The following is a 19,258-nucleotide window of genomic DNA, read 5'->3' on the forward strand; positions in this document are numbered from 1 at the left end:
GGCAGCCTCAGTACGGGCTCGCCACATCCCCGGTCTCGACATAGATCGACTTCAGCTGCGAATAGAGCGCCAGTGCGGCCAGTGAATTCTCACGCCCGATGCCTGACTGTTTGAAGCCGCCGAACGGGATTTCCACCGGCGTCAGATTATACGCGTTGATCCAGCAGGTGCCGGCCTGCAGTTCGGCGATGACGCGGTGGGCGCGCGGCAGGTCGCGCGTGAAGACGCCGGCAGCGAGGCCGAATTCGGTGTCGTTGGCGCGGTCGATCACCTCGTCCTCGCCGTCGAATTTCAACACGCTCATCACTGGTCCGAAAATTTCTTCACGGGCGATGCGCATGCCATCGGTCACGCCGGTGAACACCGTCGGCTCGACGAAGAAGCCGCCCTGAAAGCCCTGCAGCGAAGGCACATTGCCGCCGCAAGCAAGCGTCGCTCCATCCTGCTTGCCGATCTCGATATAGCCGGCCACCTTGTCGTGCTGCGCCTTGGAGACCAGCGGTCCCATCTGGGTTTCGGGATCGAGCGGGTCGCCGATGCGGATTTTCTTGGTCCGCTCTATCAGACGGTCGACAAAGCGGTCGTGGATGCCGCTCTGCACGAAGACGCGCGTGCCGTTGGAGCAGATCTGTCCGGTCGAATAGAAATTGCCGAGCATGGCGCCGCCAATGGCGTTCTCGATGTCGGCATCGTCGAACACGATCAGCGGCGACTTGCCCCCGAGTTCCATCGTCGCGTGCTTCATCTTCGAGCCGGCAAGCGACAGCACCTTGCGGCCGGTCGGCACCGAACCGGTCACCGAGACCTTGGCGACGACATCGTGGCCGACAAGCCCGGCGCCGACATCGCCATAGCCCTGCACAACGTTGAACAAGCCGTCGGGTAGCCCCGCTTCGCTGTAGATCTCGGCCAGTGCCAGCGCCGACAGCGGCGTGTTTTCCGACGGCTTGAACACCATGGCATTGCCCATGGCGAGCGCCGGTGCCGATTTCCAGCCGGCGATCTGGATCGGGTAGTTCCATGCGCCGATGCCGACACAGACGCCGAGCGCTTCGCGCCTTGTGTAGGCGAAGGGTCCGCCGAGATCGACCGACTCGCCGTTGTAGGCGGCAACGGCACCGCCGAAATATTCAAGGCAGTCCGCAGCCGAGGGCGCATCCGCCACCAACGTTTCCTGGATCGCCTTGCCGGTGTCCAGCGTCTCGATGCGAGCGAGGTCGGCGTTGCGGGCGCGCAATATGTCGGCGGCGCGGCGCAGGATGCGCCCGCGCTCGACCGGCTTCAGCCGCGCCCAGGCGGGCTGCGCCGCCCGCGCGGCCTCGACGGCGAGTTCCAGCACGTTCGGCGTTGCCGAACGCAGCATGGCGATGGTCTCGCCGGTTGCCGGATAGATGACCGGCAGCGGGGCGCCGCCTTCGTCCTCGATGTAGCGTCCGTTGACATAGTGCGATGCCGTGGGCTGAGCGCGCATGGAAGTCTCCAGATTGTCTTTCGCGGCATGCGGATCGTGCAGTCACACGATCATGCTCTATCTGTCCGACGCCTGCCAGCGCGGATTGATCCATGGTTCCTGGTTGGACGGCGCCAGCGGCGTGCGGCCAAGGATGTGATCGGATGCCTTCTCGCCGGTCATGATCGACGGCGCATTGAGATTGCCGTTGGTGACGCGCGGGAAGATCGAGGAATCGGCGACCCGCAATCCTTCGACGCCGATGACCCGGCACTCCGGATCGACGACGCTCATCACGTCGTCGGCGCGGCCCATCTTGCAGGTGCCGCAAGGATGGTAGGCGCTCTCCGCGTGATCCCGGATGAAGATGTCGAGATCGTCGTCCGACTGCACGTGGCTGCCCGGCGATATCTCCTTGCCTCGATAGGGATCGAACGCCGACTGGCCGAAGATCTCGCGGGTCAGCCGGATGCAGTGGCGGAACTCCGCCCAGTCGTCTGGATGCGACATGTAGTTGAAGTGGATCATCGGTTTCGATTTCGGGTCCGGCGAGCGCAGCGTCACCGACCCCCGCGACTTCGAGCGCATCGGTCCGACATGCGCCTGGAAGCCGTGCGACTTGGCCGCCGCCTTGCCGTCATAGCGGACTGCCGCGGGGATGAAATGGTACTGGATGTCGGGGTAGTCGACGCCGGCACGCGATCGCACGAAGGCCGCCGCTTCGAAATGGTTGGTGGCGCCTAGCCCGTTCTTGAGGAACAGCCACTGCGCCCCGATGAGCGCTTTCGAGAACGGATTCAGCACCGAATTGAGCGTGATCGGCAGCAATGATTCCTGCTGGATGTAGAGCTCCATATGGTCCTGCAGGTTGCGGCCGACGCCGGGCCTGTCGGCCACCACCGGAATGCCGTTTTCGCGCAGATGCTCGGCCGGACCGATGCCGGACAGCATCAGGATCTTGGGCGAATTGATCGACGATGCGGCGACGATTACCTCACGTCGCGCCTTAACGACCTGAATCTGTTTGTGAGCTTCGATCTCGACGCCGATGGCGCGCTGATTCTCGATGATCACCCGCCGCGCAAAGCCCTTGACCAGACTGACGTTTTTGCGCTTCAGCGCCGGCTTCAGATAGGCTGATGCCGCCGACCATCGGCGGCCGCCGCTGATGGTCTGCTCCATCGGCCCAAAACCTTCCTGCTTGGAACCGTTATAGTCCTCCGTCAGTTCGAACCCGGCCTGGCGGCCAGCCTCGACGAAGGCGCCATAGAGCGGATTTTTACGCGAGCCGCGCTGCACATGCAGCGGCCCGCCGTGCCCGCGCCAGCCATCCTCGCCGCCATCCGAATCCTCCATGCGCTTGAAATAGGGGAGCACGTCGGCGAAGCCCCAGCCGGCCGCACCCTCTTCGGCCCAATGGTCGAAGTCGCGGGCGTGGCCGCGCACATAGACCATGCCGTTGATCGAGGACGAGCCGCCGATAACCTTGCCGCGCGGTGTCGCCAGCACACGGCCGCCGAGATGCGGCTCCGGCTCGCTGGCAAAGCCCCAGTCGTACAGGCTCATGTTGAGCGGGATCGACAGCGCCGACGGCATCTGGATCAGCGGCCCGATATCGCTGCCGCCGAATTCGATGACGATGACCGAATGCTTGCCGTCTTCCGACAGGCGATAGGCCATGGCCGAGCCGGCCGAGCCGGAGCCGATGATGACGAAATCCGCTTCAAGCATGGTTCATATGCGCCATGAAATCGGCGAGCGAGACATTGCCGCCGGTAGCCACAACAAGGACGGTCTTGTCCTTCACATCCACCTTGCCGCCGAGCAATGCCGCGATCGACGCCGCCCCCGACGGTTCGAGCACCAGCTTCATGCGCTCGAAGGCGATCCGCATCGCGCGCCGCACCGATTGGTCGTCGACGGTGATGCCGTGAACACCCGCCGTCTTGACCGCGGCAAACGGAGCATCGCCCGGCCGTCGCGACATCAAACCGTCGCAGATCGATTTCGGCCCGATCGGCATCGTCTCGATAGCGCCATGCGCCAGCGACGAGCCCATGCCATTGAAACCTTCCGGCTCGACGCCGATGATCTCTGTCGCTGGCGACAGATAATGGAAGGCAAGCGAAACGCCGCCGATCAACCCGCCGCCACCGACCGAGCAGAACAAGAGGTCGGCGCTGGCACCTTTGGCTTCGAGTTGGTCAAGCGCTTCGAGACCGGCGCCCGCCTGGCCGGCGACGATCTCCGGATCGTCGAATGGATGCAGCAGCGCCAGGCCCTCTGTCTCGGCGATCTCGCGCGCCTTGGCGGCGGCGACTTCCTCCCGCGCGCGCTCGCCATGGTCGGTCAGCACGACGCGGGCGCCATAGCCCGCCGCGGCATCACGCTTGGCGGCCGGTGCGTCGATCGGCATGACGATGGTGACGGGAATGCCAAGCGCCTGGCCGGCAGCCGCCAGCCCTTGCGCGAAATTGCCGGAGGAGTAGGCGACGACGCCCTTCTTCGCTTCGTCAACTGAAAGCTGCTTCAGGCGCCAATAGGCGCCGCGCACCTTGAATGAGCCGGCCCATTGCAGCGATTCCGGCTTGATGAAGACGCGGGCGGCGCCGGTCTCGCGGGCTAGTGCCGTCGATTCCAGCAGCGGCGTGATCTGCGTCGCCCTGGAGGTGACGGCATAGGCCTGCTTGAGATGGTCAAGGGAGGGGACGAGAAGGTCTGACATCATTCGCCTCGCGGATACCGTTTGCTCTCTTCGAGATTGTCGAGGTTCATGTGATTGCGCATGTAGCGCTCGGACGCCTTTTGCAGGGGCTGGAAATCCCAGGGGTAATAGGCGCCGTTGCGCAGCGCCGGATAGACGACCCAGCGGCGCGCCTGGCTTTCGCGGACAGCGGCGTCGAAGCCGGCCATGTCCCAGCGTGTCTGGACCTTGTCCATGAATGCCGCCACCAAGCCCGCATTGGCCGCGTCGTCGGCCAGATTGTCCCGTTCGAGCGGATCGGCTTCGAGATCGAACAGTTGCGGCGGATCGAGTTCGCAATGGACGAATTTGTATCTGCCGTCGCGGATCGCCACCAAAGGCGCATTGGACCCTTCGGCCGCATACTCCATCAACACCGGCGCGGTGCGCTCGATGCCCTCGGTGAGCGGCAGCAGCGACTGGCCGTCGGTCCACGGCGCGATCGCAGCGATGTCGATGCCGGCGAGATCGCAAAGCGTCGGCGCCACGTCGAGATTGGAGACCGGCGTCTCGATCAGCCCGGCGCGAACGCCCTTGCCGGCAATCATCAGCGGCACCCGCGCCGAACCCTCGAAGAAGCTCATCTTGAACCACAGGCCGCGCTCGCCGAGCATGTCGCCGTGATCCGAGCAGAACAGGATGATTGTGTCGTCCGCCATGCGTGTACGCTCGAGAACGTCCAGGATCTCGCCCAGCTTGTCGTCGACATAGGAGATGTTGGCGAAATAGCCCTGCCGCGAACGACGCACCTGCTCCGGTGTGATCTCGAAAGAGGGATAGTCGCTGGCGTGGTACAGCCGCCGGGAATGCGTATCCTGCTGATCATACGCGATGAACCCGGTTTCCGGGTCCAGCGCCTGGCAATGCTCATAGAGATCCCAATATTGCTTGCGCGCGACATAGGGATCGTGCGGATGCGACAGCGAGACAGTGAGGCACCAAGGCCGATGGTTCGCATCGTCCTGTTCGCGCGAAAGCTGATAGAGCTTCTGCGTGGCCAGGAACACGACCTCGTCGTCATACTCCATCTGGTTGGTGATCTCGGCGACGCCTGCACCGGTCACCGAGCCCAGATTGTGATACCACCAGTCGATACGCTCGCCGGGCTTGCGGTAATCCGGCGTCCAGCCGAAATCGGCTGGATAAATGTCGGTCGTCAGCCGCTCCTCGAAACCATGCAACTGGTCCGGCCCAACGAAATGCATCTTGCCCGACAGGCAGGTGTAGTAGCCGGCGGCGCGCAAATGATGGGCAAAGGTCGGGATCGATGAGGCGAATTCGGCGGCATTATCATAGACGCCGGTGCGCGACGGCAATTGCCCGCTCATGAACGAGGCACGGCCCGGCGCGCAGAGCGGCGAGGCCGTGTAGTTGTTGGCAAAGCGCGCCGAACGCGCGGCCAACGCTTTCAGATGCGGTGTATGCAGAAACTCCGCCGGTCCGTCCGGAAACAGGGTTCCGTTGAGCTGGTCGACCATGACGATCAGGAAATTGGTTGGCTTCATTGTCACTGTTTGCGCCGCTCGCCAAGTTTGGTTTCGAGATAGTCCTCGACCAGTGCGATCGCGGTCGCGGCATCGGGCACGCCGTCTTTCAGCGCCCGCCTGATGTAGAGTCCGTCGATCATCGCCGCGGTCGCTTCGGCGGCGCGGTCGGCTTCGGCTCTGGGCAAGATCCCGGTCAGCCCGCTCATCAGGTTCGAGTGCAGCCGCCGCGCGTAGACCTTGAGCAGCCGGCGCAAGGCCGATGATTTCTGCGCCTCGACATAGAAGGCGAGCCAGGCGGCGATGGTTTCCGGCTGGAACTGGATGTCGGAGAAATTGACAGCGACCACCGCCGAGACCCTTTCGCGCGCGCTATTGGCCGAGCCAAGGGCGCGCAACGTATCGGCTGTAAGCTCCGCCAGTATGTGCCGCATCGTCGCCAAGAGCAGCTCGTCCTTGGCACCAAAATAATGATGGGCAAGGGCGGACGACACGCCGGCGCGTCCGGCGATCTCGGACATGGTCACGTCGAGCGAACCGCGCTCGCCGATCGCCGAGATCGTCGCGTCGATCAGCGCCTTGCGGCGCAGCGGTTCCATTCCGATTTTCGGCATCTCGCCATGATCCTTTGAGAAAACAGGATTATTTTTTATTGACGCGTCAATCAACAAAAAAATCGGCCCCGATCTCGGCTGTACCAAGCGATTGTACGCCTCCAGCCCTTCACGAAACCGGCATGATTGTTTATCTTTGAACAATAGATGCGAAATGCGCCGTGAGCCGACATGCCAGGCCGGCGCCAAGGATGGAGACCGCCATGACCGCATGCATCGTCGGATGGGCGCATTCGCGCTTCGGCAAGCTTGAGGGCGAAACGCTCGAAAACCTCATCGTCAAGGTGGCAACGGACGCGCTCGACCATGCCGGCATCGGTCCCGACGAGGTCGACGAGATCGTGCTCGGCCACTTCAACGCCGGTTTTTCGGCGCAGGATTTCACCGCCAGTCTGGTGCTTCAGGCCGACGACCGGCTGCGCTTCAAGCCGGCGACGCGTGTCGAGAACGCTTGCGCCACCGGATCGGCGGCGGTCCGCCAGGGCATCCGCGCCATCGACGCGAATGCCGCTCGCATCGTGCTGGTGGTCGGCGCGGAGCAGATGACGACGACGCCGGGGCCGGAGATCGGCAAAAACCTGCTCAAGGCGTCCTATCTGCCCGAGGACGGCGAGACACCCGCGGGTTTCGCCGGCGTCTTCGGCAAGATCGCGCAGGCCTATTTCCAGCGTTATGGCGATCAGTCGGATGCGCTGGCCATGATTGCCGCCAAGAACCACAAGAACGGCGTCGACAATCCCTATGCGCAGATGCGCAAGGATTTCGGCTACGAGTTCTGCCGCCAGGAGAGCGAGAAGAACCCCTTCGTTGCCGGTCCTCTGAAGCGCACCGACTGCTCGCTGGTCTCCGACGGCGCCGCCGCCCTTATCCTTGCCGACACCGCCACGGCGCTGAAGATGCGCCGTGCCGTTGCCTTCCGCGCCAACGAACATGTGCAGGATTTCCTGCCGATGTCGAAGCGCGACATTCTGACCTTCGAAGGCTGCGAGCAGGCCTGGAACCGGGCGCTGAAATCGGCCGGCGTGACGCTCGACGATCTGTCCTTCGTCGAAACGCATGACTGCTTCACCATTGCCGAACTGATCGAGTACGAGGCGATGGGCCTTGCCAAGCCGGGAGAGGGGGCGAAGCTGGCGTTGGACGGCACAACGGCCAAGGATGGTCGCCTGCCGGTCAATCCATCCGGCGGGCTGAAGGCCAAAGGCCATCCGATCGGCGCCACTGGCGTGTCCATGCATGTCTTGACCGCCATGCAGCTTGTCGGTGAGGCCGGCGGCATCCAGGTGCCGGGCGCAAAACTGGGCGGCATCTTCAATATGGGCGGTGCGGCGGTCGCCAACTACGTTTCCATTCTCGACCGGATCAGATAAACCGCCCGCATTTGCGGGAGGTGACATGACAAATCCGGTTTTGATCGAAGTCTTGCGCGGCGCGATCGTCGAGAGCGCGCATCGCGGCTCAGTCGCGGTCTTCGATGGCGACGGCAAGCCCGTGTGGGAGATCGGCGATACGGCCAAGCCGGTGTTTCCGCGCTCGGCGGTCAAGGCGATCCAGGCCTTGCCATTGGTCGAAAGCGGGGCGGCGGATGCCTATGGTTTCGGCAACCGCGAACTGGCGCTCGCCTGCGCCTCCCACTCGGGCGAGCCGGCACATGTCGACCTTGCGCGATCCATGCTGGCCAAGGCTGGGCTGGACGGATCAGGGCTCGAATGCGGCACGCATTGGCCGTCCAATCATGACGCCGAGATTGCGCTCGCCCGCGCCGGCGGCTCGCCGAACGCCTTGCACAACAATTGTTCCGGCAAACATTCCGGCTTCCTCTGCACCTGCGTCCACGCCGGCATTGCGCATCGCGGCTATGTCAAGCCGGGACACGGCCTGCAGGACATGGTGCGCGACGCCATGCAGTCGGTGACGGGCGCTGTCCATGGTGAGGACCAGCGTGCCATCGACGGCTGTTCGATCCCGACCTACGCGGTGCCGCTCAGGAGCTTCGCGCTCGGCTTTGCCCGCATGGCCACGACATCAGGTTTTGGCCCAGAGCGAGCCAAGGCTGCAAAGCGGCTGCTTTCCGCCTGCATGGCCGAACCCTTCTTCGTTTCCGGTAGCGGCCGCGAAGACGTCGCGTTGATGGAGGCCGCACCAGGACGGATTTTCACGAAGGGCGGCGCCGAAGGCGTCCATTGTGCCGCAATTCCGGAACTTGGCCTCGGCATCGCACTCAAATGCGATGATGGCGCCGGCCGCGCCGGCGAAGCCATGGTTGCCGCCGTCCTTGCCAAACTGTTGCGTGCCGACGAGGCCTTGGCGGCGAAGCTGCTCGAATTGGCAAACACGCCCATCGAAAATCGCAACGGTGCCAAAGTCGGAGCGCTGAGGCCGACGGCAACTCTCAAGTGACGTGATTGCGCTCGACGGTCAGATGCGCGTAACCGCTACCGTTTGACGAGGCGAGATCGCCTGTCGCGGGCTCCGCCCAGCGCTGGCCGACAACCGCACCGTTCAGCGCGCCGTCGATGACATTGTCTGAAATGACGGCCGTACCGGCGCCCTCGACCACGGATACGACGATCCCGGTTCCTGCCTTGCGGATGATGTTGCCGGTGGCGACGACATTGCGCAGGTACGGGCCCCAGCCGATCTGCATGCCATAGAGTGGCGCGTTCTCGATGACATTGTTAGAAACGGTGGTGTCGGCCTCAACGCCGATGCCGACGCCAAATCCCGGCGAGTCGGCGGGGTAGGGGCCGCTGGTCGACAGATTGCGCACGATGTTGCCGGAACAGACGCCCATGCGGCCGCCTTCGTTGAAATTGACGATCGAGATGCCGTTGGCGGCGCCGTCGACGATGTTGTTGCTGATGATGGCGCCTTCGAACGAGAACTCGGAATAGATCGCCGTTTCGCCAGAGCGCGAGCAGGTGTTGCCCGATATCTGCAGGTTGCTGGCGCTGTTGGCGCGGATGGCCGAGAAGGCGCAGTCCGAGACGATGTTGCCCGAGATGACGACATTGCCGGCGCGAAAGGCATTGATGCCGTTGCCGTTCTGCCCGGTTCCGCCGCTGCGTGCCTGGATCCCTTGGACGCGGTTGCCGGTGACCATGGTGCCGTCTTCGGCCAACTGCCAGCGGTGTACGAGGATGCCGCCATTGGCGCAGTCGGAAACGGTGTTGCCCGTGATGGCCAGCCCGCCGGCTTCGACCGAATAGATGCCGGCATCGGCGGCGCCCGATATCTCACAGCGCTCGATCCGGCCGATCGCGTGTTCCAGCGCCAGCCCGTTCTTGCCGCTGCCGGTGATCTGGCAATTGTCGATGGCGAGGTGCGCGACACGGCGCAGATCGAGCAGCCCTTGCGGGTAATCGCCCATCGCGCGGTTCGCACCATCGAAGACCAGTCCGCTCAGTTCGATATGGTCGGCCTGTTCGGCCATGAACAGGTGGCCGTCACCGCCGTAAACGATGCGCGTCGCGCCCGGCACGCCGGAAAGACGTACGCGGCCGGGCAGCGAAAGATTGGAGACGACATAGGTGCCGGGCGGCAGGAACACCGGCATGTCGCGGCTGTTTGCGTCACGCAGCAGTTTGGCGAAGGCCTTGCTCTGATCGTCTGATGTGCCGGGCTGCACGCCGAGTTCGGTGGCATTGATCGAGCCGCGCATCGAGGCTTTCTCGATGCCGCTCAAGCTTGCGGCTACCGCCTTGCCGAGCGCAAGGCCCATGACGGCAAAGCCGGCGGTTCCAGTCAGCAGCGTTCGTCTGTTCAACATCGGCACAGAATCCCAGCGTTCAACCTTGGCGTCGCAGGAATCGTGCCAGACGGTTTGCCTCTCCTCTGGACGGAAACGACAATGGCTTGTCGAGCAGCCTCTGCGGGCCTAAGTTCAGGAAATGAGCAGAGCTTTCACCCGCGAGGAAGACAGCGAAAATGCCATCGCCGGTGTCGGTGAGCGGCCGGTCAGCCAGCATCGCAATCTGGTGACGGAACGCGGCCTGGCGCAGATCGAGGAAAATCTGGCCGATCTGCGCGACATACTGGCGAAGGCCGAACGCAAAGCCGACCGCGAGCGCATAGCGGTCGTGTCGCGCGATCTGCGTTACTGGACCGCCCGGCGCGAAAGCGCCGAACTCTCGGTGCCGGAGCCGGGCAGTGACGTTGTGCGCTTCGGCATGGGCGTCACGATCGAGAGCGATGACGGCAAGAAGGTGCATTGGAAGATCGTCGGCGAGGACGAGGCTGATCCCACCAAGGGCAGCATTTCGCATGTTTCGCCAATGGCTGTCGCCCTGTTCGGCAAGAAGATCGGCGACGTGGCCAGCGTCAACGGCAAGGAATGGGAAATCGTCAAGCTCTCCGAGAGCTAGGACGTCTCAAATCCGCCGCACTGATTGGCGGGTCATTTGGCGAGTTTCTGAAGCCCGACCCGATATTTGTCCATGACCTCGCGCGCGGCCTTTATCTGCCGTTCGAACCTGTCGGCCACCGGTCTTAAAATGATGCCGTGATCAGTTTCGATGATCTGGAGCTGATCGCCCGATTGCAGATTCAAGCTGTCCAGCATTTCCCGTGGCAAGATCAGGGCATCTGATCCGTCGTCGAGCTTGTGGATGGTCGTCTTCACGGTTACCGCGCCTTGGTTGCAGTGTCAGTCTAGCACAACCTTTTCAGAGATGCAGCAGTCCTAGTCCGTGGCCAGCAGGCGGTCCAGCAGGCGATCCGCTGCCTCTGGAATGACTGTGCCCGGCGGGAAGATTTCCGCAGCGCCGGCTTGCCGCACCGCGTCATAGTCCTGCGGTGGGATGACGCCGCCGGCGACGATCAGCATGTCGCCGCGGCCGAGCTTTTTAAGCGCGTCGCGCAGTTCGGGGATCAGCGTCAGATGTCCCGCCGCCAGCGACGAGGCGCCGACGATGTGGACGTCCTGTGCGACCGCCAGCCTGGCGATCTCATCCGGTGTCTGGAACATCGCGCCGACGGTGACGTCGAAGCCGAGATCGGCGAAGGCCGTAGCGATGACCTTCTGGCCACGGTCGTGGCCGTCCTGGCCCATCTTGGCGACGAGAATGCGCGGCTTGCCGCCGGTCTTCTTCTCGAAGGCGTCAAGCTTGTCCTGCAGCCCGTCGACCACGGGATGATCGCCAAGCGCCTTGCGATAGATGCCGGAAATGGTCTGCACCGTAGCGACGTGGCGCCCAAACGCCCTTTCCAACGCGAATGAAATCTCGCCGACCGTTGCATTGGCGCGCGCGGCTCGGATGGCGAATTCCAGCAGGTTTTCATTGCCTTGCGCGGCACGGGTCAGCGCATCGAGTGCGCTTTCGACGGCGGCGACGTCGCGCGTGCCCTTCAGCCGTTGCAGCTTCGACAATTGCCGGGCCCTGACCTCGGCATTGTCGATCTTCAGCACGTCGACCTCGATGTCTGTCTCGGGCAGATGGGCGTTGACGCCGACCAGCATCTGCTCGCCGGAATCGATCCGCGCCTGCGTGCGCGCGGCAGCTTCCTCGATGCGCAGCTTGGGAATGCCCTGTTCGGTCGCCGCCGCCATGCCGCCGAGCGCCTCGACCTCCTCGATATGGGCAAGCGCGCGCGCCGCCAGATCATGCGTCAGCCGTTCAAGATAGGCCGAACCGCCCCACGGGTCGATGATGCGCGTGGTGCCGGATTCCTTTTGCAGGATGAGCTGGGTGTTGCGGGCGATCCGCGCCGAATGGTCGGTCGGCAGCGCCATCGCCTCGTCGAAGGAATTGGTGTGCAGCGATTGGGTGTGGCCCTGCGTTGCAGCCATTGCCTCGATCATGGTGCGGACAATGTTGTTGTAGGGATCCTGCGCCGTCAGCGACCAGCCAGAAGTCTGGCAATGGGTGCGCAGCGACAACGAGCGCTCGTCCTTGGGCGAAAAATTCTTCTGCATCAGGGTCGCCCACAACAGGCGCGCGGCCCGCAGCTTGGCGACTTCCATGAAGAAATTCATGCCGATGGCCCAGAAGAAGGACAGGCGCGGCGCGAAGCGGTCGATGTCGAGGCCGGCCGCGACGCCGGCGCGGGCATACTCGATGCCATCGGCGATCGTATAGGCGAGTTCAAGGTCGGCCGTCGCGCCGGCCTCCTGCATGTGATAGCCGGAGATCGATATCGAATTGAACTTCGGCATGTTCTTCGATGTGTACGAGAAGATGTCCGACACGATCCGCATCGAGGGCTTTGGCGGATAGATGTAGGTGTTGCGGACCATGAACTCCTTTAGAATGTCGTTCTGAATGGTGCCGGCGAGATCTTTCTGCGCAACGCCCTGTTCTTCCGCCGCTACAATGTAGAGCGCCATGATCGGCAGCACCGCGCCGTTCATCGTCATCGATACCGTCATCTCGCCGAGCGGAATGCCGTCGAAGAGCTGCCGCATGTCGAGAATGGAATCGATGGCGACGCCAGCCATGCCGACATCGCCGGCAACGCGCGGATGATCGCTGTCATAGCCGCGATGCGTGGCGAGATCGAAGGCGACCGACAGGCCCTTTTGACCGGCGGCAAGGTTGCGTCGGTAAAATGCGTTGGATTCTTCGGCCGTCGAGAAGCCGGCATATTGCCGGATGGTCCAGGGCTGCTGGACATACATGGTCGGGTAGGGGCCGCGCACGAAGGGCGGCAGGCCGGGATAGGTGTCGAGATGTGGCAACCCCTTGAGGTCGCTTTGATTGTACAGATGCTTGGCGACGAGCCCTTCCGGCGTGGTCCGCTGGCCTTTGACCTCGACGGGAGCGCGGCGTGGCGGGACCCAGCCGATTTGGCCGAAGTCCGGGATCAAGAGCCCGCTCCGATCGATTGGTCGATGCGGACTGGAAACAGCGCCTCGCAGACGGCAACGCCTTCGGTGAAGGCCGGCCGCCGTTCCGCCGCCAGCGTCTCGACCGGACGTTCGTCTTTCGATGGATAGAGCGTGGTGCCGATGATGGCCCGTTGGCCTGTGCGGTAGGCTGCATTGCGCTGCTCCGCAGCTGCGTGGACGCGCTTCTGGATGCGTCCGTCCTGAAGGCTGGACAGGACACCGCCCTCGGCTTCGATCGTCTGCAATTCCGTCCACGCCAACTCGCACAACTCCGCGGTCAACGCCTCGACGGCGCCGGAACCATAGGCGGGATCGGTGACATGATCGATATGGCTTTCATTGGCCATGATCAGCTGCGTGTTGCGGGCAACACGACGGGCAAAACCCGCCGGCAGACCATGCGCGATCGTGTGCGGCAGGATGGAGATCGAATCGGCGCCGCCGCACGCCGCGGCAAAGCATGCAATGGTGGTGCGCAGGATGTTGGTCTCCGGATCCATCGCCGTCATCATGCGAAACGACGTCTCGGCATGGATATTGGCGGTGGATGTCGGGATCGAACAAGCCTCCTGCACCCGCGCCCATAGCCTGCGCAGTGCTCGCATCTTGGCCGTCGACAGCAACTGGTCCTGGTCGACGCTGAGCGCAAAACCGATATGGGGTGCGGCATAGACAAGCGGCTGCCGCGCCGTCTCGAACATTCTGAGATAGGAGACAGCCGAAGCCAGCATGATGCCAAGTTCCTGCGCTTCCGTGGCGCCGGCATTGTGGAACACGCGCCCGTCAGCTTCCAGCAGCACGCCCGGAACGCCCATCGCGAAGAAGTGCGCCAGCGACTGTGGCATAGAGGCCTGCAGCGCCTCGATCGACATGCGCAGCCGACCGGTTCCCGCGAAGATCGCCGCTGGATCGATGCCGAAGGAGAGGTTGAGCTTTGCCGGGTCCGATCGCCGCTTGCTCAGGAACGCGACCAACCAGTCGGCCACGGCGCGGCTCCAGGGATGGGCGTCGATGCGAACCTGGATGCGGTTGAGCGGTATGCCGTCCAGCACTGCCTCCAGCGCCTCCGCCGTTCTCGGCAAGCCGTAGCCGAACGCGTTGGGTGCCCCTTCGAAGACCAGCGACAATCCCGTGGCACCCTGTGCAACATCCTCCAGCGCTTGGCTTCTGGCACGGTCGATGTCCGGATCGTCGATGCGCTGGCTGACGATCCATGGCGATTTCGGGTTTGTACGCACGATCGGTTCCGCCGCGGTGCTGCGGTCGTAGAGCGGTTCGATACGGATGTTGTCATCGCTGTGCGAGACCAGCTTTTCCTCGAAGGAAGCGCCTGCCAATGCCTTTTCCGCCAAGGCGAGCCATCGCTGACGCTCGGCGTTCTCGGGTTCCACATCCTGGATCAAGGCTCCGGCGCCCATCCGTCCTCCTCGTTTCATGCGGCCGCACCAGCCGGGAGCGGTTCAGTCTACGGTCCCCGGTCCGATATCGCAATGCAATGCGCTTTCAGAGACCGGATTCGATCCATCAGATATAGGTCAGTCCGCGTGGACGACGATTGCCAAACAGCGGCAAAATCCGCAAGCTCCAAAAACCCGATCTGAACGAATGGGGCCGATTTGGGCGAATGGCCCGGATTTGGACGAATGGCCCCGATTTGGACGAATGGCCCCGATTTGGACGAATGGCATTGTCGCTGTGCAATGGCCTCACTATACCTGCGGCAAGGCCACTGGCTTTAGACACATCAGTTTGCGGAGACCGGACATATGGCTGACGAGACCAGTATTTTCATCGGCGCCAGCCGAAAGCCCGACGACAGCTATCAGCGTGCCGAGCAGTTGTTGCTGCGATATGGGAATCGTCACGGCCTGGTGACCGGCGCCACCGGCACCGGCAAGACCGTCACCTTGCAGATCCTGGCCGAAGGATTTTCCAACGCCGGCGTGCCGGTGTTCTGCGCGGACATCAAGGGTGATCTGTCGGGCATCGCGATGATGGGCACGGCACAGGATTTCCTCGTCAAGCGGGCCGAACAGGTCAAGCTCGATCCGTATGACTTCCAGGAATTTCCCGTTATCTTCTGGGACTTGTTCGGCGAGCAGGGTCATCCGATCCGCGCCACGGTCTCGGAAATGGGGCCGTTGTTGCTGTCACGCCTGATGAACCTGACCGAGGCGCAGGAAGGCATCATGAACATCGCCTTCCGCCTGGCGGATGAGGAAGGTCTGCTGCTGCTCGACATGAAGGACCTGCAGGCGCTGCTCGCCAACATCGCCGAGCGCGCCGACGAGATCGGCTCACGCTATGGCAACGTGACGAAGCCATCGGTCGGGGCTATTCAGCGCACGCTGCTGGTCCTCGAACAGCAGGGGGCCGCAAACTTCTTCGGCGAACCGGCACTGCGTATCGCCGATATCATGCGCACCACCCGCGACGGACGCGGCGCCATCAGCGTGCTTGCCGCCGACAAGCTGATGATGAATCCGCGGCTCTACGCGACCTTCCTGCTATGGCTGATGTCGGAGCTGTTCGAGGTGCTGCCGGAAGTCGGCGACCCCGACAAGCCGAAGCTGGTGTTCTTCTTCGACGAGGCCCATCTTCTGTTCGACGAAGCACCCAAGGTGCTCATCGATCGCGTCGAACAGGTCGTCCGACTGATCCGCTCGAAAGGCGTCGGCGTCTATTTCGTCACCCAGAACCCTTTGGATATCCCTGAAAAAGTCCTGGCCCAGCTCGGCAATCGCGTCCAGCACGCGCTGCGCGCCTATACACCGCGCGAGCAGCAGGCAGTCCGGACGGCGGCCGAAACGTTCCGGCCAAATCCCGATTTCGACTGCATGACCGCCATTACACAGCTTGCCACTGGCGAGGCGCTGGTCTCGACGTTGGAAGCCAAGGGTGTTCCGTCCATGGTGCAGCGGACACTGATCCGCCCGCCATCCTCGCGGCTTGGGCCCATAACGGCCGCTGAGCGGCAAAAGCTGATCCAGGAAAGCCCGGTCGCCGGCCAGTACGATCAGGCCGTCGATCGCGAATCGGCTTTCGAAATGCTGCAGAAAAAGGCCAAGGACGCGCAGGATGCCGAAGAGCAGGCCCAGCAGGCCGGCAGCGGCGGCTCGCGCTGGACCATTCCGGGCTTCGGCAATGACGATCCCGCGCCGCAATCCGGTGGCAGGCGCACATCTGCACCGCGCCCGTCCAACCGCCAGACGGTCGCAGAGGCGGCGATCAAGTCGGTGGTGCGCTCGGTCGGCTCCTCGGTCGGTCGGGCAATCGTGCGCGGCATTCTGGGGAGCTTGTCGCGCGGGCGGTGACTGGAGGCAGCGGGCGCCGCTGCCTAGTCAGCTCAGAAAATCGAATTCGTGATCGCCTTGACCGGTCCAAGCAGCACCGAACCGTCCGGCACGCCGGCATCGATCGGGATCGCCTGTCGGTTGGCCGTCGCCACCATGGGTTGGCTGGCGTCGCTGGTCACGATGACCGGCGTCTTCGAGGGCACGCGATCATAGAGGTCGATAATGTCCTGGTTCATCAGACGCACGCAGCCTGACGACACCGACTTGCCGATCGAGCGCCACTCCGGCGAGCCGTGCAGACGGTAGAGCGTGTCGACATTGCCCTGGAACAGATAGAGCGCGCGTGCACCGAGCGGGTTCTTCAGGCCGCCGGGCATGCCGCCATTGTCGGCGCTGTAGGGTTTCAGTTCCGGCTGGCGGGCTATCATTTCGTCCGGCGGCGTCCATTTTGGCCATTTCTGCTTCCACTGAACGACGGCGTCGCCGGACCATTCGAAGCCGGCGCGGCCAAGGCCGACACCGTAGCGTATCGCCTGACCGCCTGGACGAACCAGATAAAGGAAGTGGCCGGTCGTATCGACGACTATGGTTCCCGGCTTCTGTCCCGTCGGGTCGGGAACGATCTGACGCAGGAATTGCGGATCGATCTTGTCGACTGGGATGGCCGGCAAATCGAAGCCGCCGTCGCTGACTGCTGCATACATCGTCACATAGTCCGCCAGAGGCGGCTCGACATAGGTTGGTGGCGGCGGCTCGACCGGACCCGGCCCGGTGGTGGCGCATGCGGAAACCGCGATCGAAGCGGCGCCCAGGGCTGCGGCATTGAGAAAGCCGCGACGGCTCAGGCGAAAAGATTCGATTTCGGTTATGGACATGGTTGCCTTCTTTAAGTCTCAAATCGCAACAAAGCGTGAATTCGCCGACAGTTACGCGGGTGCCTGACAACACCTGGGGCGATAGGCGGTTCCGATTCTGGCCCGAACGTGGGCAAAGAAAGGCGAAGCTGTGACCAGGCTGCTACTGTGGCGCCAGAGACACAGGTCTCTTAGCTGCCGGGCACAAGGGCTTCGAGCGACGGCAGGATCAGGGCCGGTGGGAAGTCCCGGTATTCTTCGGGCTGGTTGGAGCGGTTGATCCACACCGTGCGAAAGCCGAATTTGGTGGCGCCTGCAATGTCCCAGCGATTGGACGACTGGAAGGAAACCGCGCCGGGGTAGAGGCGCCAGCCGGTGGCGACCATGTCGTAGACCGCGGGATCGGTCTTGAAGCGCCGCACCGTATCGACGGAATAGATATCGTCCAGAACCTGGTCGAGCGCGGCGGATTTGACCGCCGCCTGCAGCATTTCGGGCGAGCCGTTGGACAGGATCGCCAGCCTCGCTCCCGAAGCCTTGAGCGCCTTGAGCACGGCCGGCACTTCCGGATAGCAATCGAGCCGCCAATAGGCATCCAGCAATATCGCCTTGAGACCGGGGTCGGCCGAGGGAACCTTGCGCAAGGCGAAATCGAGCGCCTGTTCGGTCAGTTGCCAGAAATCGGCATAGGCGCCCATCAGCGTGCGCACCCAGGAATATTCGAGCTGTTTGGCGCGCCAGATCTCGGACAGCAATTGGCCGTCCGGCCCGATCCGGTCGGCATGACGGCGTACGGCGGCATGCACGTCGAACAGCGTGCCATAGGCGTCGAAGACATAGGCGGCGTATTGCATGACAGCAGTTTTGAGGGCAGGCGCGACAAGGTGCAAGCTTTGATTGCATTGCGCCCCGGCACTGGCCTCAACAAAACTCCATGATGCCGGTTGACGGCGCCCGCCAAAGCATCTTCCAATGGCTGTCACACGAGACCGATTGAGACGGGACGAGATGATGACACTGGCGGCTGCGGCGCAATCCACGACATGGACTTTCGTCGATGGTGATTGGCACGAAGGCAACGTCGCCATTCTGGGGCCGCGCAGCCACGCCATGTGGCTCGGCACCAGCGTTTTTGACGGCGGCCGCTGGTTCGAAGGCGTGGCGCCGGATCTCGACTTCCACGCAGCCAGGGTGAATTCCTCGGCGATTGCGCTCGGCCTGAAGCCGAACATGAGCGCCGACAAGATCGTCGGGCTGACATGGGATGGGTTGAAGAAGTTCGACGGCAAGACGGCGGTCTATATCAGGCCGATGTACTGGGCCGAGCATGGCGGCTATATGGGCGTGCCGGCCGATCCCGCCTCGACGCGCTTTTGCCTTTGCCTCTATGAATCACCGATGATTCCGGCGACTGGCTTTTCGGTGACCGTGTCGCCGTTCCGGCGTCCGACCATTGAAACCATGCCGACCAACGCCAAGGCCGGCTGCCTTTACCCCAACAACGGTAGGGCCATTCTTGAAGCCAAGATGCGCGGCTTCGACAACGCAATGGTGCTCGATATGCTGGGCAACGTCGCCGAGACCGGAACCTCGAACATCTTCCTGGTCAAGGATGGCCACGTCTTTACGCCTGCGCCGAACGGCACCTTCCTATCCGGCATCACCCGCTCGCGCACGATAGCGCTGCTCGGCGAATATGGCTTCAGGACCACGGAAAAGACGCTGTCGGTGCGCGATTTCCTCGAAGCAGACGAAATTTTTTCGACCGGGAACCATTCCAAGGTGGTGCCGATCACGCGCATCGAGGATCGCAATCTGCAACCCGGGCCGGTGGCCAAAAAAGCGCGCGAACTCTATTGGGATTGGGCGCATTCGACTTCTGCTGTTTGAGCGGATAAAAAGGCGATCGACGCTTCATCCGGAGTTGTCCCAACCCGTTCCAGACCTATCTTACTCCGGTATCGACACCGGATTTTTCCACGAGGGAGTAC

General features: G+C 63.0%; 16 protein-coding genes. 5 read left to right on the top strand and 11 right to left on the bottom strand.

Translation table 11 applies throughout. From position 1 onward, the window contains the following. Positions 1-7: 7 nt before the first annotated feature. Genes betB through betI form a run of 5 tightly spaced genes read right to left on the bottom strand, consistent with a single transcriptional unit; the run spans position 8 to position 6,291 of the window. On the bottom strand, positions 8-1,471 hold the full coding sequence (gene betB, locus LB559_RS11785; RefSeq protein WP_013532682.1) for a betaine-aldehyde dehydrogenase: 1,464 nt from the start codon (positions 1,469-1,471) through the stop codon (positions 8-10). 57 nt (positions 1,472-1,528) lie between these two features. After that, entirely contained in the window at positions 1,529-3,181 is a 1,653-nt protein-coding gene (gene betA / locus LB559_RS11790; protein WP_013532681.1) for a choline dehydrogenase, read from the bottom strand. Next, positions 3,174-4,175 (bottom strand): threonine/serine dehydratase, encoded by a 1,002-nt coding sequence (locus LB559_RS11795; protein WP_224674114.1) that lies wholly within the window; start codon positions 4,173-4,175, stop codon positions 3,174-3,176. Before LB559_RS11795 ends, betA begins: the two co-directional genes overlap by 8 nt. After that, positions 4,175-5,698: a choline-sulfatase gene (gene betC / locus LB559_RS11800; protein ID WP_263499030.1), complete on the bottom strand. Its 1,524-nt coding sequence runs from the start codon at positions 5,696-5,698 to the stop codon at positions 4,175-4,177. The genes LB559_RS11795 and betC overlap by 1 nt, the downstream gene beginning before the upstream one ends. 2 nt (positions 5,699-5,700) lie before the next feature. Continuing rightward, the gene (betI, locus tag LB559_RS11805) at positions 5,701-6,291 is read right to left on the bottom strand and encodes a choline-responsive transcriptional repressor BetI (RefSeq protein ID WP_013532678.1); all 591 of its coding nucleotides are present in this window, start codon (positions 6,289-6,291) and stop codon (positions 5,701-5,703) included. 203 nt (positions 6,292-6,494) lie between these two features. Between betI and LB559_RS11810 the strand changes: the two genes are divergently transcribed. Beyond that, complete coding sequence (locus LB559_RS11810) at positions 6,495-7,661, top strand: acetyl-CoA acetyltransferase (protein ID WP_027162994.1); 1,167 nt, start codon at positions 6,495-6,497, stop codon at positions 7,659-7,661. A gap of 25 nt (positions 7,662-7,686) precedes the next feature. Then, positions 7,687-8,691: an asparaginase gene (locus LB559_RS11815; protein ID WP_027162993.1), complete on the top strand. Its 1,005-nt coding sequence runs from the start codon at positions 7,687-7,689 to the stop codon at positions 8,689-8,691. On the opposite strand, the gene LB559_RS11820 is transcribed toward LB559_RS11815, so the two are convergent. Beyond that, a complete protein-coding gene (locus LB559_RS11820; protein ID WP_027162992.1) occupies positions 8,684-10,060 on the bottom strand; it encodes a TIGR03808 family TAT-translocated repetitive protein in 1,377 nt (458 codons plus the stop codon). The genes LB559_RS11815 and LB559_RS11820 overlap by 8 nt on opposite strands. Positions 10,061-10,181: 121 nt before the next feature. Here LB559_RS11820 and greA point away from each other — a divergent pair, with 121 nt between their 5' ends. Next, on the top strand, positions 10,182-10,655 hold the full coding sequence (greA, locus tag LB559_RS11825) for a transcription elongation factor GreA (protein ID WP_224621039.1): 474 nt from the start codon (positions 10,182-10,184) through the stop codon (positions 10,653-10,655). Between the two features lie 32 nt (positions 10,656-10,687). Here the strand turns inward: greA and LB559_RS11830 are convergent, their stop codons facing one another. From LB559_RS11830 to LB559_RS11840, 3 genes are read right to left on the bottom strand one after another with little or no spacing between them, the layout of a single operon-like run. Further along, entirely contained in the window at positions 10,688-10,912 is a 225-nt protein-coding gene (locus tag LB559_RS11830; RefSeq protein WP_224674116.1) for an AbrB/MazE/SpoVT family DNA-binding domain-containing protein, read from the bottom strand. 60 nt (positions 10,913-10,972) lie between these two features. Beyond that, entirely contained in the window at positions 10,973-13,096 is a 2,124-nt protein-coding gene (scpA, locus tag LB559_RS11835) for a methylmalonyl-CoA mutase (RefSeq protein WP_224674117.1), read from the bottom strand. Beyond that, positions 13,093-14,535: a methylmalonyl-CoA mutase subunit beta gene (locus tag LB559_RS11840; protein WP_013532672.1), complete on the bottom strand. Its 1,443-nt coding sequence runs from the start codon at positions 14,533-14,535 to the stop codon at positions 13,093-13,095. Before LB559_RS11840 ends, scpA begins: the two co-directional genes overlap by 4 nt. 348 nt (positions 14,536-14,883) lie before the next feature. Here LB559_RS11840 and LB559_RS11845 point away from each other — a divergent pair, with 348 nt between their 5' ends. Next, the gene (locus LB559_RS11845) at positions 14,884-16,431 is read left to right on the top strand and encodes a helicase HerA-like C-terminal domain-containing protein (protein WP_013532671.1); all 1,548 of its coding nucleotides are present in this window, start codon (positions 14,884-14,886) and stop codon (positions 16,429-16,431) included. Between the two features lie 32 nt (positions 16,432-16,463). Here LB559_RS11845 and LB559_RS11850 read toward each other — a convergent pair whose 3' ends face one another. Both LB559_RS11850 and LB559_RS11855 read right to left on the bottom strand, forming a co-directional pair. Beyond that, positions 16,464-17,288, bottom strand: coding sequence for a L,D-transpeptidase (locus LB559_RS11850; RefSeq protein ID WP_013532670.1), 825 nt, complete (start codon positions 17,286-17,288; stop codon positions 16,464-16,466). Between the two features lie 170 nt (positions 17,289-17,458). Continuing rightward, complete coding sequence (locus tag LB559_RS11855) at positions 17,459-18,121, bottom strand: haloacid dehalogenase type II (RefSeq protein ID WP_024505547.1); 663 nt, start codon at positions 18,119-18,121, stop codon at positions 17,459-17,461. Between the two features lie 157 nt (positions 18,122-18,278). Between LB559_RS11855 and LB559_RS11860 the strand changes: the two genes are divergently transcribed. Further along, entirely contained in the window at positions 18,279-19,157 is an 879-nt protein-coding gene (locus LB559_RS11860; protein ID WP_024505546.1) for a branched-chain amino acid aminotransferase, read from the top strand. Positions 19,158-19,258: the final 101 nt, after the last annotated feature.

This window comes from Mesorhizobium sp. BR1-1-3 (genome assembly GCF_020165455.1).
Classification (GTDB): Bacteria; Pseudomonadota; Alphaproteobacteria; order Rhizobiales; family Rhizobiaceae; genus Mesorhizobium; species Mesorhizobium ciceri.

Coding starts and splice junctions, on each gene's coding strand:
- betB (WP_013532682.1), bottom strand. CDS start 1,471: ATGCGCGCTCAGCCCACGGCATCGCACTATGTCAACGGACGCTACATC.
- betA (WP_013532681.1), bottom strand. CDS start 3,181: ATGCTTGAAGCGGATTTCGTCATCATCGGCTCCGGCTCGGCCGGCTCG.
- LB559_RS11795 (WP_224674114.1), bottom strand. CDS start 4,175: ATGTCAGACCTTCTCGTCCCCTCCCTTGACCATCTCAAGCAGGCCTAT.
- betC (WP_263499030.1), bottom strand. CDS start 5,698: ATGAAGCCAACCAATTTCCTGATCGTCATGGTCGACCAGCTCAACGGA.
- betI (WP_013532678.1), bottom strand. CDS start 6,291: ATGCCGAAAATCGGAATGGAACCGCTGCGCCGCAAGGCGCTGATCGAC.
- LB559_RS11810 (WP_027162994.1), top strand. CDS start 6,495: ATGACCGCATGCATCGTCGGATGGGCGCATTCGCGCTTCGGCAAGCTT.
- LB559_RS11815 (WP_027162993.1), top strand. CDS start 7,687: ATGACAAATCCGGTTTTGATCGAAGTCTTGCGCGGCGCGATCGTCGAG.
- LB559_RS11820 (WP_027162992.1), bottom strand. CDS start 10,060: ATGTTGAACAGACGAACGCTGCTGACTGGAACCGCCGGCTTTGCCGTC.
- greA (WP_224621039.1), top strand. CDS start 10,182: ATGAGCAGAGCTTTCACCCGCGAGGAAGACAGCGAAAATGCCATCGCC.
- LB559_RS11840 (WP_013532672.1), bottom strand. CDS start 14,535: ATGGGCGCCGGAGCCTTGATCCAGGATGTGGAACCCGAGAACGCCGAG.
- LB559_RS11845 (WP_013532671.1), top strand. CDS start 14,884: ATGGCTGACGAGACCAGTATTTTCATCGGCGCCAGCCGAAAGCCCGAC.
- LB559_RS11850 (WP_013532670.1), bottom strand. CDS start 17,288: ATGTCCATAACCGAAATCGAATCTTTTCGCCTGAGCCGTCGCGGCTTT.
- LB559_RS11855 (WP_024505547.1), bottom strand. CDS start 18,121: ATGCAATACGCCGCCTATGTCTTCGACGCCTATGGCACGCTGTTCGAC.
- LB559_RS11860 (WP_024505546.1), top strand. CDS start 18,279: ATGACACTGGCGGCTGCGGCGCAATCCACGACATGGACTTTCGTCGAT.